Genomic DNA, 12,577 nt, shown 5'->3' with positions numbered 1-12,577 from the left:
GGGACTGGTCCTCCCGGCGGGCCGCCGGCCTTTTGGCGCGCGCGGGGGCAGGGTACTGGCTAGGGTGGCGAACCGGGACAAAACGCCACACGAGAGGCTTTGCCATGCCCGTGCTACCCGAAGGAACGCCCTGCTGGGCCGACGCGATGTTCACCGACGTGGAGGGCGCCAAGGCCTTCTACGGCGACGTACTCGGCTGGACCTTCGGTGAGTCCTCCTCCGAGTACGGCAACTACACCCAGGCCTACTCCGACGGCAAGGCGGTCGCGGCGATCGTCCCGCCGATGCCCGGCCAGGACGGGACCGCGGTGTCCGCCTGGTGCCTCTACCTCGCCTCGCCCGACGCCGCCACCAGCGCCGAGAAGATCCGCGCCGCCGGGGGCGAGGTCCTGATGGGCCCGATGGCCGTCGGCGAGTTCGGCTCGATGGTGATCGCCAAGGACCCGGCCGGGGTCGTCTTCGGCGTCTGGCAGGCCGGGACCCACGAGGGCTTCGAGAAGCAGGGCGCGTCGGGCGCGTACACCTGGGCCGAGGTCATCACCCGCGACGAGGCCGCCGCCGACCGCTTCTTCCCCGCCGTCTTCCCCTACGCCGTGAAGCGGATGGACTCGGAGCAGGTGGACTACAAGATCTTCCACGTCCGGGAGCAGCCGGTGCTCGGCCGGATGCTGGCGGGACCGACCGATCTGCCGGCCGAGGCGCCGAACTACCTCAGCGTGTACTTCGCCGTGGACGACTGCGACGCCACCGTCGCCAAGGTCACCGACCGGGGCGGAAAGCTGTACTTCGGCCCGATGGACAGCCCGTTCGGCCGGTTCGCGGCGGTCGGCGACCCGCAGGGCGCGGCGTTCGGCGTGATCGACCTCGGCCGGACGGCCGGGGACATGCCGGTCATGGTCGCCGAGTGAGCGCGCCGCAGCCGGCGGGGGCTGCCGGGCTCGGCGGCGAGCGGGCGGACCTGCTGCAGACCCTCGACAAGCACCGGGGGTTCCTGCGCTACACGGTCCGCGACCTCACCGACGAGCAGGCCGCCCGGCGCACCACCGCCAGCGCGCTGTGCCTGGGCGGGCTGATCAAGCACGTGGCCGGGACGGAGGCGGGCTGGATGCGGTTCGTGGTCGGCGGCGCGGACGCGATGGTGTCCGACCCCGGCGACTGGGAGGCGCAGTTCAGCATGGCCGAGGGGGAGACCCTGGCCGGGCTGCTCGCCGGGTACGAGCAGGTGGCCGCCGCGACGGACGCGCTGGTGGCGAGTCTGCCGGACCTGGACCTGGGGCATCCGCTGCCCGCGGCGCCGTGGTTCGAGCCCGGCGCCGTCTGGTCGGCGCGGCGGGTGCTGCTGCACATCATCGCGGAGACGGCGCAGCACGCCGGGCACGCCGACATCATCCGGGAGTCGCTGGACGGGGCGAGGACGATGGGCTGAGGGGCGGCGGCGGGCGGCGACCGGGTGAGGGCGGAGCGGGGCCGGGTCAGGCGGGCAGGGGCTCCACGCCGAGCAGTTCGCGCAGGGCCCGCTCGCCGTCCGGGGTGACCCGCAGCGCGCGGCCGGAGCCGATCCGCTCCACCCAGTTCCGGTCCAGCGCCGTCCGGCAGAGCAGCGCGCCGAAGGCTCCGCCCAGGTGGTTGCGCCGTTCCGTCCAGTCCAGGCAGGTGCGGACCACCGGGCGGGCGCCGGGGCGTCCGGCCCGGGACGGCAGTTCGGCGCCCAGGTCGGTCAGCCAGGCCCGGCCGAGGGCGGTCAGGGCCGGGCCGTCCTCCTCCGTCACCAGGCCGCGGGCCAGCACGGCGTCGCCGACCGTCACGCCCAGCCGGCCGGCGAGGTGGTCGTAGCAGGTCCGGGCGCGGGCCTCGGCGCTCAGCCGGGTGCTCTCGCGCAGGGAGCGCGGGGCGGGGGAACCGGCGGCCGGCGTCCGGCCCGGAGTTCGGCCCGGAGTTCGGCCCGGAGTTCCGTCCGGCGTTTCACCCGGCGTTCCGCTCAGGGGTGTGAAGGCGGACAGGTCCTCGATCAGCGTGGCGACCTCCGGTCCGGCCAGCCGGACGTAGCGGTGCCGGCCCTGCCGCTCCTCGGCCAGCAGACCGCCGTCGATCAGCCGGGAGAGGTGCTCGCTGGCGGTGGACGGTGCCACGCCCGCGTGCCGGGCGAGTTCACCGGCGGTCCAGGCGCGGCCGTCGAGCAGGGCCGTGCAGAACGCGGCTCGGGTGGGATCGGCGAGCAGGGCGGCCAGTCGGGCGAGGGACATGGCTCCATGGTGCCCCCGGGACGGTTCGGCGGGCGCCGAAACGTCGCGGTCCTACCGTGGGGGCGGCGCCCGGGGCACCGCTTCCGACGCCCGAGCCGCCGGGGACCCGACCCGACCCGACCCGACCGACCCGATCCCCGTCCGTACGAGAGGACCGTCCGATGAGCACCGCCCCGCTGGACACCCCGTTCGCCGCCCTCCACCGCCGCCCGGGCGAGCCGCTGCTGCTCCCCAACGCCTGGGACCACGCCTCCGCCGCCGTCCTCGCCGAGCAGGGCTTCGCCGCGATCGGCACCACCAGCCTCGGCGTCGCGGCGGCGGCCGGGCTGCCCGACGGTGCCGCTGCCACCCGGGACGAGACGCTCCGGCTGGCCCGGCGCCTCGGCCGGTCCGGGCGCTACCTGCTCTCCGTCGACGTGGAGAACGGGTTCAGCGACGACCCGGCCGAAGTCGCCGACCTGGCCGTCGAGTTGGCGGAGTACGGGGTGGTCGGCGTCAATCTGGAGGACGGCCGCCCGGACGGCACACTCACCCCCGCGACCGTGCACACCGCCAAGATCTCCGCGATCAAGGCCGCGGTGCCGGCGCTGTTCGTCAACGCCCGCACCGACACCCACTGGCTCGCGGTGCCGGATCCCGCCGAGGAGACCGGCCGCCGACTCGCCGCCTACGAACAGGCGGGCGCGGACGGCCTGTTCGTGCCCGGGCTGACCGACCCGGCCGCCGTCGCGCGGATCCGCGGCACCGTCACCGCCCCGCTGAACATCCTCTGGTCCCCGACCGGCCCCACCCTGGCCGAACTCGCGGCGCTCGGGGTCGCCCGGGTCAGTCTCGGCTCGCTGCTCTACCGGACCGCCCTCGGGGCCGCCGTCTCGACCGCCCTCGCCGTCCGCGACGGCGCCCCGGCGGCCGCAGCCGGCACTCCCGGGTACGCCGCGGTGCAGTCCCTGTACGCCGACGGGCGGTGAGGGCGGGGCCCGGCCGGTGACGAGACGGCGGGGGCCGGACGTCAGCCGTCGTTCGTGAGGTACCGGCGGCCGGGGATCTGCTCGAAGATCAGGTTGGTCCGGGTCTGCGCCACCGCCGGGTGGGTGGTGAGGTGGTCCACCACGAAGTCGCGCAGCTCCTCCGGTCCGGCCACGCCCACATGCAGCAGGTAGTCGTCGGACCCGGCCATGTGGAACACCGCCAGGACGCCGGGCAGGTCGGGCGCGCTGCTGCGGAAGCTCTCGTTCTGCTCACGGGTGTGCGCCCGCAACCGGACCGAGATCATCGCCTGCAGCGGCAGTCCGATCGCCGCCGGGTCGATCTCGGTCCGGAAGGCGCGGATGATGCCGCGTTCGCGCAGGGTGCGCACCCGCGCCAGGCAGGTCGAGGGGGCGATGCCCACGGCCTCGGCGAGCGCGTTGTTCGGCGTGCGGGCGTTCTCGGCGAGGACGCGCAGAATCGCGCGGTCGATGTCGTCGACGGGCGCCCGGTGGGCCTGCGGAAAATTCGGCACGTCGCCCAGAGTCGCCGACCCGGCCGCACATTGGCAAGGCAAACATGATCGATTTCGAATCTTGTTCGGAAGGCTGTCGCCGGGGTGCGGAGAAGTTCCATTCTGGCGGGTGAGCGGCCCCGGCCGACCCCGCCCAGCGAACCCGGAGTGCCGCGCCCATGAGCCCCACCACCGTCCCCGCCCCACTGCTCCCGGCACAGGCCCCGGCCCCCGCTGCTCTCGACCTCGCCGGCACCGCCGACCTCGACGCGGAGCCGGAGCGCGGTGACTTCGCGATACCCGCCGAGGGCCTCACCGACGGCGAGCGGCTGCGCGCGCTCGACCGGATGGACGGCTACCTCACCCGCAAGCGCCGGCACCTGGTCGGCTACCAGGCCACCCAGGAGCTCGCGGGCAGCGCGCTCGACCTCGCCCGCTTCATGCTCAGTAACATCAACAACCTCGGCGACCCGTTCCAGAGCGGTGGCTACAAGCCCAACACCAAGGTCGTCGAGCGCGCGGTGCTCGACTACTACGCGCGGCTCTGGCACGCCGGGCCGTCGTACGACCCGGCCGACCCGGAGTCGTACTGGGGCTACATGCTGTCCATGGGCTCGACCGAGGGCAACATGTACGCGCTCTGGAACGCGCGCGACTACCTGACCCGGCCCGGCGCGCCCCGGCCGGTGGCCTTCTACTCCGAGGACACCCACTACTCCTTCGCCAAGGCCGTCCGGGTGCTCGGCGTCGACACCTTCGCCGCCGTGGGCGCGGCGGACTACCCCGGCGAGTGCCCGCTCGGCGGCGACTGGCCCGCCGAGGTGCCCTCGATGCCCGGCCCGTCCGGCCGCTCCTGGGACGGATCCGGGGCGGTGGACGCCGAAGCGCTCGCCGTCCTGGTGGAGTTCTTCGCGGCGAAGGGGCACCCGATCTTCGTCAACTTCAACCTCGGCAGCACCTTCAAGGGCGCCCACGACGACGTCCGGGGCGCGTGCGAGCTGCTGCTGCCGGTCTTCGAGCGGCACGGGCTGCTGCCCGGCGCCGGGGACGACGCCCGCCGGGGCTTCTGGATCCACGTGGACGGCGCGCTCGGCGCCGGCTACGCGCCGTTCCTGCGGATGGCCGCGGCGGACCCGGCGTTCGGCTGGACGCCGGAGGCCGAGCTGTCGGAGTTCGACTTCGGCCTCACCCTGCCGACCCGGGAGTCCGGGGAGGTCAGGGAGGTCGACATGGTCGCGTCGATCGCGATGAGCGGGCACAAGTGGGCCGGTGTGCCGTGGCCCTGCGGCGTCTTCATGACCAAGACCAAGTACCAGCTCGAACCGCCGACCCAGCCCGAGTACATCGGCGCCCCGGACAGCACCTTCGCCGGCTCCCGCAACGGGTTCTCGCCGCTGGTGCTGTGGGACCACCTGTCCCGGCTCTCCTACCGCGACCAGGTCGACCGGATCCGCCGCTCCCAGGAGCTGGCCGAGTACCTGGAAAGCGGGCTGCGCGAACTGGAGCGGGAGACCGGCGCCGAGCTCTGGCCCGCCCGCACCCCGGGCGCGATCACCGTGCGCTTCCGCAAGCCCAGCCCCGCGCTGGTGGCCAAGTGGTCGCTCTCCTCCGAGAACGTCCTGACCACCCCCGGCGACCCGGCCGGCCTGCGCGGCTACGTGCACGTCTTCCTGATGCCCTCGGTCGACCGCGCCAAGCTGGACGCCCTCCTCGCCGACCTCGCCCACGACCCGGTGATCCTCGGCACCCTCGGTACCGACTGAGTCGCTGCGGCGTGCTGGCGGACCCCGGGCACCGGATGCGTCGATCGGAGTCCCTCGGCAGGGTGCAGCCATCTCCGGGGAAGAGACCAGAGCTGCCCAGGACCTGGCGAGACCGGAGCCGATGAAGCAGGTGGGAGCCTTTGGGAGCTCGCTGCGACCCGGTTCGCGCGTCCTGATCACGTCGCCGTAGTTGTCCCGCAGGACGGGGGAGCCGGTTCATTGTGCGGTCATCTGTCCGAGCGTCACGCTTTGGCTCTGGCCGCGTTGAGTAGGTGTGACACAGATCCGTCCCGTCGTTCCGACGGCTTCCGGAGGCCCTGGTGTGCTGCTACGGCCTTTGCACGCAGCTCGATTGATGCGGTCTCTCGCAACTGACGTTGCGGCGCTGGAGCTGGCTCACCTCGCGGTCGGCACGGATTCTCCGAGACGCTTCAACAGCGTTCGCGGCTTTCTTCACGACGAGGCTCCTGCGCTCGCCCTGGTGGACCTCCTGCGGGAGCGGCCGGAAGACTTCGGTGCGATCGGGGCCGTCACCCTCGGAGCCGACACCGTCCGCCTCACCGGGGACCGCGGAAGGTTCGCGGAGTTCTTGTGGCTCGACGGGGTTGAGATCATCGACGGGTACCAGCGCCTCCGAACCATCGCTCTGGTTCTCGATGAACTCGGGCCGGACCACGTGAGCCGGGCGCTGCTCCGGGTCGAGGTGGTGTGCGGTGCGGAGCGAGAACGTGCGCGCCGGCTCCATGACCGGGCAGACGTATACCTGAGCATCCGTACCGCACAGGATCGCTTGGTACGTAGCCCCAACGTCGACCGATTGGTGAAGGCCGACTGGGAGCGGGGGGCGTTCGAGCCGCGCCGAGGGGTCGCGACAGGGCCTCGTGGGGAGCAGTGGTCGATGGCGGAGGTGACCCGGGCGCTCGCCTGCGTGTCCGGCCCGAGCCCGGAGATCGCCCATCTGGCCTCTACCGCCGAAGGACTGGCGCAACTCTGGGGGGAAATCGAGTCACCTGCGCATCGGCGGCTCTTTCACGCGCGCATGACGCCGGTTGGAGTCATGCGCGCAGTCGAGGTTTGGCGTGCGGCGAGGACAGCGCTGCACGCTGTCCCGAAGAACCGACAGCGCGGGCATGGTTTGCTCATCAAGTACGCACCGGACATTATCTGTTGGGCATCCTGCCGGTTCCTTCCGCGGGAGGAGTTGCATGATCCGAAGCTCCGGTTCGATTGGGAGGTCGTGGAGCGAGAGATCAACGACAGCGTCGGTGTGACAGCGCAACGATTGGTGGAGCGCTACGAGGAACTGGCCCCGGAGGAAAGGCAGTACCACCGTGGGGCGGTTGAACTCGCTCTCTGGGAAGACCTGGCCATGCGGGGTTGAGAACGGGGTTGCTGGTTCAGTGAGTTCGCTCAGCCCCGACTCCAATCGGGCATTCCGGTCGACTCAGTGAGCTCGATCTGACCCGGACCACGCTGGACCGGGACGTCCAGTGCCGCCTCCACGTCCTGCCCCGTGATTCGCGAAAGGTTCCGTTTGGCGGCGGCATCCAGTACGACGTGAGCTTTCCGGAGGACATCACGAGGCTTCCGCGCAGAACGCTCGAAAAGGCAGACAACCGCGTCGGCGGTGAACGGGAAGAGCTCGTCCTCGCGTTGGGCGTCCTCCTTGGTGGCCGCGGCGAGATAGGGCTTGAGGAGCTGAGCGGCCTGAATCGCATCGCGCAGGGGCGGAAGCTCCACCGTGCGAAGCCGGTTGGCCGGTGTGAGGTCGAAGCTGGGCAGGTCGGCGAGCGACCATGCGCTCCTCATCGTCATCGAAGCCCTTGGGTGCATGGTGGCGACCAGAGTCACCATGTCCGCCATAGGAAGGGTCTCCACGATGATGTCCCGGAATCGTTCGATCTCCAGATCCCGCTTGGCCTTTGTCGTGGTGGTGCTGGCCAGGTCCTCCAGCTGGTCGCAGCAGAGCAGAACGTGCTTGATCCCAGCGGCGGCCGCGAACAGCAGGAACGAGGCCATATGAAGGGCACCGTTTCGGGAGCGGGACACTGATGAGATCTTGGTCAGGTAGTCGGCGGCCGCGTTCGGGGCCTCGTCGCACAGCGCCACGATCAACTTGTCGTCCGGCGGGCCGAGCGTCCGTCCTCGCAGCGTGCGGTGGGTGTCCGCCACGGCCTTCGTGAGTTCCTTGACGTCGCTGTCTCCGACTCGTTCGGCCAGTCTCCGGCGCAGCTGACCAACCAGGGAGGGGCCGTCCCCGGTCCGGAACTTCACCGCGTACTCGACTGCGGCGAAGAGAGCCGCGCCGAGCGTCCTGACGTGTGCGGTGTCGAAGCCGGTGAACAGGCTGCAGATCGGGATCTCCCGCGCGTCGGCTTCGTCGAGGCCGGCCTGCTGGTAGACCGTACTGCCGAAGTCGGCATTGATCGCTCCGGCCAGATGCTGCATGAGCACGGACTTGCCGAAGCCGCGGGCGTCGGACTCTCCGGGAATGACGCCGGCAGACCACAGGTAGCCGAACTTGAGTCCGGAGAAGGACATCCCGAGTACGAACTTCTCGATGGATTCCTTGAGTTGATCGGCATGGACGTCGGGCTCGTACAACAGGCCGTTCTCTCTGGCGTCTGTACCACCGATCCTGGCCACCCCGGTGGCAGGGAAGGGGTTGTTACGCAGATGCCATTCCCGTCTGATCCAGACGACGCTGGGCACCGACTCGTTGGCGCTCATCCGGAAGCCACCTCCTCTGCGCGGCGTGCGCTGTACAGGCTCATGACGTGGAAGACCCGGTCCTGCCCGGTGCTGCTGGGCAGAACGAGCGGTCGGACCGAGCCGGGAGTACGAAGCTGGGAGGCCTCGTCGAGATGGATCCGGAACCCCGGATCGGGCAGTTCACCGTGGTAGGCCGCGGCAATAGCGGCATCGAACTCCTCGTCGGAGATCCGCAGTTCCCAGCAGACTGCGGCCCGAACGCGCCAGACCGGATGGTAGGTGGCGTCGTCCAGCAGGCCCTCCTCCGTGCTCCAGATCCGTGGCAGCGCAGCGAGTACGGATTGCCGGACCTGCGGTCCAACCGTGCGGCGGAAGGCCACCTGGTCCCCTGTGCCGGACACGGTGCCAGTGGCCCAGAGGCGCAGCGCATGCGGTCCGGGGGCGTAGTAGCTGAAGTTGGCGAGCCCCAGTGACCTGGTCCAGCGACGAAGCAGTTCATGGCTGATGTAGTCCATGGGGCAGCCGGCAGCGGTGAACGCAAGCCGGACGGTGGCTTCCTCGCACAGCATGACGAGTCGCTTTCGAGTGGTCGGCCGCTCCGGAGTCCGGTCCTCCTTGGCCGCACGCTGCTTGGCCCGGGCGGCCCACCGTTCCAGAGCCCGGTCCACGTAGGTGCGAAGCCTGTGCTCGATGATCTCCGGCTCTTCCGACCAACCCAGATCGCCTGTCCGTGCGGCTTCTACGACATGTCCGACGAAGGCCGTGAGGTATGCGCTGTCACCGAGTTCGGAGGATCCGTCGGTGCGCAGCAGGGGGACGGTGAGGTGGTCGGCCGTGCTGTCAGGCCTTGACCCGACCAGGCGGAGGAATCCCTCGAACTGCGGGTGGGCTTTCAGCAGGGCGCCGACCAGGGCGTTGTAGCCGGCGACCTGATCCTGCTTGACCAGATCGGTCCAGGCCAGTCCTGCCGGAGTCGTCTCGTAGGTCACGTGGGCGTGGGCGTAGGCGGATCGCGGAGTCGAGGGGAGTACGTGGCGCTCCACCCAGCCCAGACGCATCAGCTCCTTGAGGACATCGACGGTGTTGTGCACATAGCTCATCGGGTCCTGGCGTCGTTTCTCCCACTTCGACGAGTCGAACGTTCCGTCGTGGTCGCTGTTCCGTGCGATCCTCTCCGCCCGGTCGAGGACGGAGAGGCGGATTCGTTCGAAAGGTTCCCCGTTCGCCACTGCCACTGCCGCGGACTCGATATAGGTCAACTCCTGAAGGCGAGGGATCCCCATCCCGCCGACGCTCACCTGGTTGTCGCCAAGGAGGTGTCACTGAAAGGATCAATAGTATTTTCTGATGTCATTTTATTTTCGCTCTTTTGTAAGTCATAGGCCATGAGAGCCCAGTATGCGCCTTTTGCCGAGCCGGGGCGAATGGGTAGTGCCGGAATCAGTCGCCACGAGAGGAGCTGGGCTCTCATGGGGCATGTTCAAAAAGATTCATCGGAAGCCCGTAATGGCGAGACGGGAAACGTTGGACAACGTACAGTTCGTGCCGATCGCCGGGCGAGGCGATATGGCGAACTGACGTCCGGTGATCGAACGGAACCTCGACCATGGATTTCATGTATCGCTGGTTCTCATTTTCCACGAAAGGAAGAAATGATGATTAAATTTTCGACCTGTGAGGCCTGCGGCGAAGGGGACTCCATGGACCGGTCGGCGGTCGATTCCCGAGGTGATGTCATCTCCGTGACCTTCCCCACGGCGTTCCACCCCGGGTGGAGCCGACTGCCGGGTATCACGGTCGAAGGCAGGGTGGTCACGGTCGATCCGGCCGCGTACTTCTTCCGCTTCGAGTCGTGCAGCTGGTTCGTGGCGGACTGGGAGAAGGTGGTCTCCGAGCTGCTTCCCGTCCAGGAGACGACGTCGAGTTCGGTGGAGCAGCTGACCCTGGAGTTCATCAGGGCCCACGGTGAGTCCACCACTGACGCCGCGAGGGTGCTCAGGACGGCGTACGAGGTGTACGGCTACCTCTTCCGGGAGGAGCAGCTGGTTGGAGCAGCCACCCCGCAGGTCGGCGCCGAGCACCTGCGGATGTTGCACGAGGCGGCCACGCTCATGGCGCTGAACAAGGTGGAACTCGACGGGCACATTTCCAATGTTGGGCCGTGCTGGTTCTTCCCGGCCGCCACCGGTGTTGTGTTCGGTCTCGACGACGAGCAGGGCATGATGCTCGACGAGCTCTACCACGGTGGATGGTTCAACGAGCACCGTCGAGTGGAGTCGATCAAGGCCCACGCGGCCCTGGGGGGCCGATTGGTGCACGGCTGCCAGGCGGCTGCCGACATGACCGGTGGTGTGGTGGCACCCTACGGGGCCTCGCTGTCCGCCTTCCGTGAGGACCTGCAGGAGTTCAAGGCGGAATGGATCGCGCGGGTCCGCGCGTACCGGCCCTCGTTCGCCGGCTGAGGATGCGCGGAGGTCGGGGCAGCCGTGAGTTGCCCCGGCCCTCTCCGCGCATCTCCAGTGGTTCCCGCCCGACCCCGCTCTCGGGAGACCAGCATGATCGAGAAGAGCTCTCCATGGCATTCCTATGCTTTGCAGGACCGACCAAGCCGCAGCGGTTCGCTGCCACCGCCCGAGCGGTTCGAATGGGGCACGGCTCCAGGGATGGGGCCGGGCACCCCGGTACTCGGCCAGGAGCTCCGGCGGCGGCGGATCCTGGAGCTGGGATGCGGATACGGGCGGAATGCGGCGCACCTGGCGGGTCTTCACGGCGCCGAGGTCACCGCCGTCGATCTCGTCGACCTGCAGATCAAGCAGGCCAATGAGAGCTACGGCAGATTGGCCGGCCTGACGTTCGTGACCTTCGACGCCCTGGATTTTCTCAATCTGGGCCGGAGCGAGTTCGATGTTGTCTACTCGGTGTTCGGAGCTGTCGGTCTCGTGAGTCCGTCGCTCCTGCTCGCGGCAGTCGCCCGCCGACTGCGGAGGCAGGGAATCCTCGCATTCTCGGTACCCCATCCGAGCCGGGGCGGCATTCCGAGAGCGCGAGGGGCGCAACCCCGGCCGGACCTTCTCCCGCTGCCCGGAGGGCCGGGGCGACCGGTCGCTCGATGGGAACTCGACGAGCAGGGTTGGCGCAGTGCCTTGGGTACTGCGGGCATGCGGATCGTCCGGACCTTCGAGCTGGGTACCTCTCCTCGCGCGCAGCCGAACACGCTGATGATCGTCGCTCGGCGGAACTGAGGTCGTGCGGGCTGCGACCGGGGCTCCGGGGAATCGATCGACGACGCGCGGGCGCCCCGGTCGTGGTGCGACCGGGGCCGGTGGCGAGCGGCGCACGGGTGGGTCAGCTGAGGCCCGTGCTGTCGGTCCCGAGCCACTTGGCGCTCAGGTCGAGCGCAGGTGGGATGACATCCGGGTAGCGGTCGGCCAGGTACTCCTGTTGCACCTCCTCGCCGGTCCGCTTGTCCATCACGATCTTGACGCCGCTCATCTTCATCTTCTTGAGGGTGCCGATGGTCTCGCCCGAGACGAGCGCGTTGAAGGCTTTGATGGCCTGCGCGGACTGCTGCACGCTGTCCCGGCTGATGGCCCCGCGATTCACATTGATCAAGGTGTTGGTGTAGACGGCCCGCGGGTCGCGGCCGACGAACTCCCTACTGGCTTCGCCGATACCGTCGAAGAAGAGGTCTGCCACGTGGCTTGGCCAGCTCTCTGTGATGATCTTGTAGGCCACGACGAGCCCGGTCGCGCTGGCGTGGCACTGCTTGCCCTTGGCCACCATTCGGACGATTCGCTCCTCCTCGACCGGCCACCTGGATACCAAGTCCTGGAGTTGTTCGGCGGTGAGCCGGCCGCTGGTCCAGCGGGTCCAGTGATGGCAGGCGTCACGGTTGGCCAGGACTTTCAGTGCGGCTGCGTAGACGTTGGAGTTGCTCTGCTTCATCTCGGTGATCTGGGCGACGAAGTCACCGGCGGTCCGCACGCGTCCGCCGTCGATGGCGGCGAAGGTCTCGGGATCGAGGTTGTAGGTGACCTGGGCGGTCACAGTCATCCCGGTGTCGATGATCGCCGCGGCGCGGTGTTGCCCGTCAATGAGGCAGCCGTGCCAGTCGAGGGCGAATCCCTGATGGGTGGTGCGGAACTGGCCACTGCGAAGGATGGTCCTGAATTTGTCGATGTTCGACCGTTTCAGGGGGACGCGGTTGCATGTCCGCTTCTCCATCCAGTCCGAGCATTTTTCTGGCGTAACTTCTGTGACCTCGGTGTATACCGGCGGGGTATTGGAGATCTGCTCGGTCATGGTGCCGTCTCCTTCCAGTCGGATGCGGGCGCCTCGATACAACGAGGGTGAGGCCGCACCTGCATGGGCGCATAGGG

Annotated in this window: 12 protein-coding genes; 7 read left to right on the top strand and 5 right to left on the bottom strand. The window is 69.2% G+C overall.

The window, feature by feature from the left end; genetic code table 11:
- The first annotated feature begins 104 nt into the window (after positions 1–104).
- Together BI06_RS08525 and BI06_RS08520 are read left to right on the top strand one after the other, a co-directional pair.
- On the top strand, positions 105–908 hold the full coding sequence (locus BI06_RS08525) for a VOC family protein (protein ID WP_043466815.1): 804 nt from the start codon (positions 105–107) through the stop codon (positions 906–908).
- The gene (locus tag BI06_RS08520) at positions 905–1,426 is read left to right on the top strand and encodes a DinB family protein (protein ID WP_030392585.1); all 522 of its coding nucleotides are present in this window, start codon (positions 905–907) and stop codon (positions 1,424–1,426) included. Before BI06_RS08525 ends, BI06_RS08520 begins: the two co-directional genes overlap by 4 nt.
- A gap of 46 nt (positions 1,427–1,472) precedes the next feature.
- On the opposite strand, the gene BI06_RS08515 is transcribed toward BI06_RS08520, so the two are convergent.
- The gene (locus BI06_RS08515) at positions 1,473–2,243 is read right to left on the bottom strand and encodes a helix-turn-helix transcriptional regulator (protein ID WP_043466812.1); all 771 of its coding nucleotides are present in this window, start codon (positions 2,241–2,243) and stop codon (positions 1,473–1,475) included.
- Between the two features lie 161 nt (positions 2,244–2,404).
- On the opposite strand from BI06_RS08515, the gene BI06_RS08510 reads away from it, so the two are divergent.
- The gene (locus tag BI06_RS08510; RefSeq protein WP_043466809.1) at positions 2,405–3,211 is read left to right on the top strand and encodes an isocitrate lyase/phosphoenolpyruvate mutase family protein; all 807 of its coding nucleotides are present in this window, start codon (positions 2,405–2,407) and stop codon (positions 3,209–3,211) included.
- 41 nt (positions 3,212–3,252) lie between these two features.
- Here the strand turns inward: BI06_RS08510 and BI06_RS08505 are convergent, their stop codons facing one another.
- Positions 3,253–3,744, bottom strand: a complete 492-nt coding sequence (locus BI06_RS08505) for an Lrp/AsnC family transcriptional regulator (RefSeq protein ID WP_030392588.1) — start codon at positions 3,742–3,744, stop codon at positions 3,253–3,255.
- Positions 3,745–3,902: 158 nt separating this feature from the next.
- Here BI06_RS08505 and BI06_RS08500 point away from each other — a divergent pair, with 158 nt between their 5' ends.
- Both BI06_RS08500 and BI06_RS08495 read left to right on the top strand, forming a co-directional pair.
- Complete coding sequence (locus tag BI06_RS08500; protein WP_051740509.1) at positions 3,903–5,486, top strand: pyridoxal-dependent decarboxylase; 1,584 nt, start codon at positions 3,903–3,905, stop codon at positions 5,484–5,486.
- A 355-nt stretch (positions 5,487–5,841) separates the two neighbouring features.
- Positions 5,842–6,867, top strand: coding sequence for a hypothetical protein (locus BI06_RS08495; protein ID WP_043466806.1), 1,026 nt, complete (start codon positions 5,842–5,844; stop codon positions 6,865–6,867).
- A 29-nt stretch (positions 6,868–6,896) separates the two neighbouring features.
- On the opposite strand, the gene BI06_RS08490 is transcribed toward BI06_RS08495, so the two are convergent.
- Positions 6,897–8,216, bottom strand: coding sequence for a hypothetical protein (locus BI06_RS08490; RefSeq protein WP_233290069.1), 1,320 nt, complete (start codon positions 8,214–8,216; stop codon positions 6,897–6,899).
- A complete protein-coding gene (locus BI06_RS08485; protein ID WP_233290068.1) occupies positions 8,213–9,457 on the bottom strand; it encodes a hypothetical protein in 1,245 nt (414 codons plus the stop codon). The genes BI06_RS08490 and BI06_RS08485 overlap by 4 nt, the downstream gene beginning before the upstream one ends.
- 441 nt (positions 9,458–9,898) lie before the next feature.
- On the opposite strand from BI06_RS08485, the gene BI06_RS08480 reads away from it, so the two are divergent.
- Together BI06_RS08480 and BI06_RS08475 are read left to right on the top strand one after the other, a co-directional pair.
- Positions 9,899–10,660, top strand: a complete 762-nt coding sequence (locus BI06_RS08480) for a hypothetical protein (RefSeq protein WP_043467474.1) — start codon at positions 9,899–9,901, stop codon at positions 10,658–10,660.
- Between the two features lie 93 nt (positions 10,661–10,753).
- The gene (locus tag BI06_RS08475; RefSeq protein ID WP_043466800.1) at positions 10,754–11,440 is read left to right on the top strand and encodes a bifunctional 2-polyprenyl-6-hydroxyphenol methylase/3-demethylubiquinol 3-O-methyltransferase UbiG; all 687 of its coding nucleotides are present in this window, start codon (positions 10,754–10,756) and stop codon (positions 11,438–11,440) included.
- Positions 11,441–11,543: 103 nt separating this feature from the next.
- On the opposite strand, the gene BI06_RS08470 is transcribed toward BI06_RS08475, so the two are convergent.
- Positions 11,544–12,500 carry a hypothetical protein gene (locus tag BI06_RS08470; RefSeq protein WP_043466798.1) on the bottom strand — a complete coding sequence of 319 codons (957 nt, stop codon included), beginning with the start codon at positions 12,498–12,500 and terminating at the stop codon, positions 11,544–11,546.
- Positions 12,501–12,577: the final 77 nt, after the last annotated feature.

Source organism: Kitasatospora sp. MBT66, from assembly GCF_000710405.2.
Lineage (GTDB): Bacteria > Actinomycetota > Actinomycetes > Streptomycetales > Streptomycetaceae > Kitasatospora > Kitasatospora purpeofusca.
The sequence above is the reverse complement of the archived record's forward strand: the minus strand, read 5'-3'. Positions and strand labels throughout refer to the sequence as shown.

What these genes read in the sequence shown, in the direction of transcription:
- BI06_RS08525 (WP_043466815.1), top strand. Translation starts at nt 105, where the DNA reads ATGCCCGTGCTACCCGAAGGAACGCCCTGCTGGGCCGACGCGATGTTC.
- BI06_RS08515 (WP_043466812.1), bottom strand. Translation starts at nt 2,243, where the DNA reads ATGTCCCTCGCCCGACTGGCCGCCCTGCTCGCCGATCCCACCCGAGCC.
- BI06_RS08510 (WP_043466809.1), top strand. Translation starts at nt 2,405, where the DNA reads ATGAGCACCGCCCCGCTGGACACCCCGTTCGCCGCCCTCCACCGCCGC.
- BI06_RS08500 (WP_051740509.1), top strand. Translation starts at nt 3,903, where the DNA reads ATGAGCCCCACCACCGTCCCCGCCCCACTGCTCCCGGCACAGGCCCCG.
- BI06_RS08495 (WP_043466806.1), top strand. Translation starts at nt 5,842, where the DNA reads ATGCGGTCTCTCGCAACTGACGTTGCGGCGCTGGAGCTGGCTCACCTC.
- BI06_RS08490 (WP_233290069.1), bottom strand. Translation starts at nt 8,216, where the DNA reads ATGAGCGCCAACGAGTCGGTGCCCAGCGTCGTCTGGATCAGACGGGAA.
- BI06_RS08480 (WP_043467474.1), top strand. Translation starts at nt 9,899, where the DNA reads ATGGACCGGTCGGCGGTCGATTCCCGAGGTGATGTCATCTCCGTGACC.
- BI06_RS08475 (WP_043466800.1), top strand. Translation starts at nt 10,754, where the DNA reads ATGATCGAGAAGAGCTCTCCATGGCATTCCTATGCTTTGCAGGACCGA.
- BI06_RS08470 (WP_043466798.1), bottom strand. Translation starts at nt 12,500, where the DNA reads ATGACCGAGCAGATCTCCAATACCCCGCCGGTATACACCGAGGTCACA.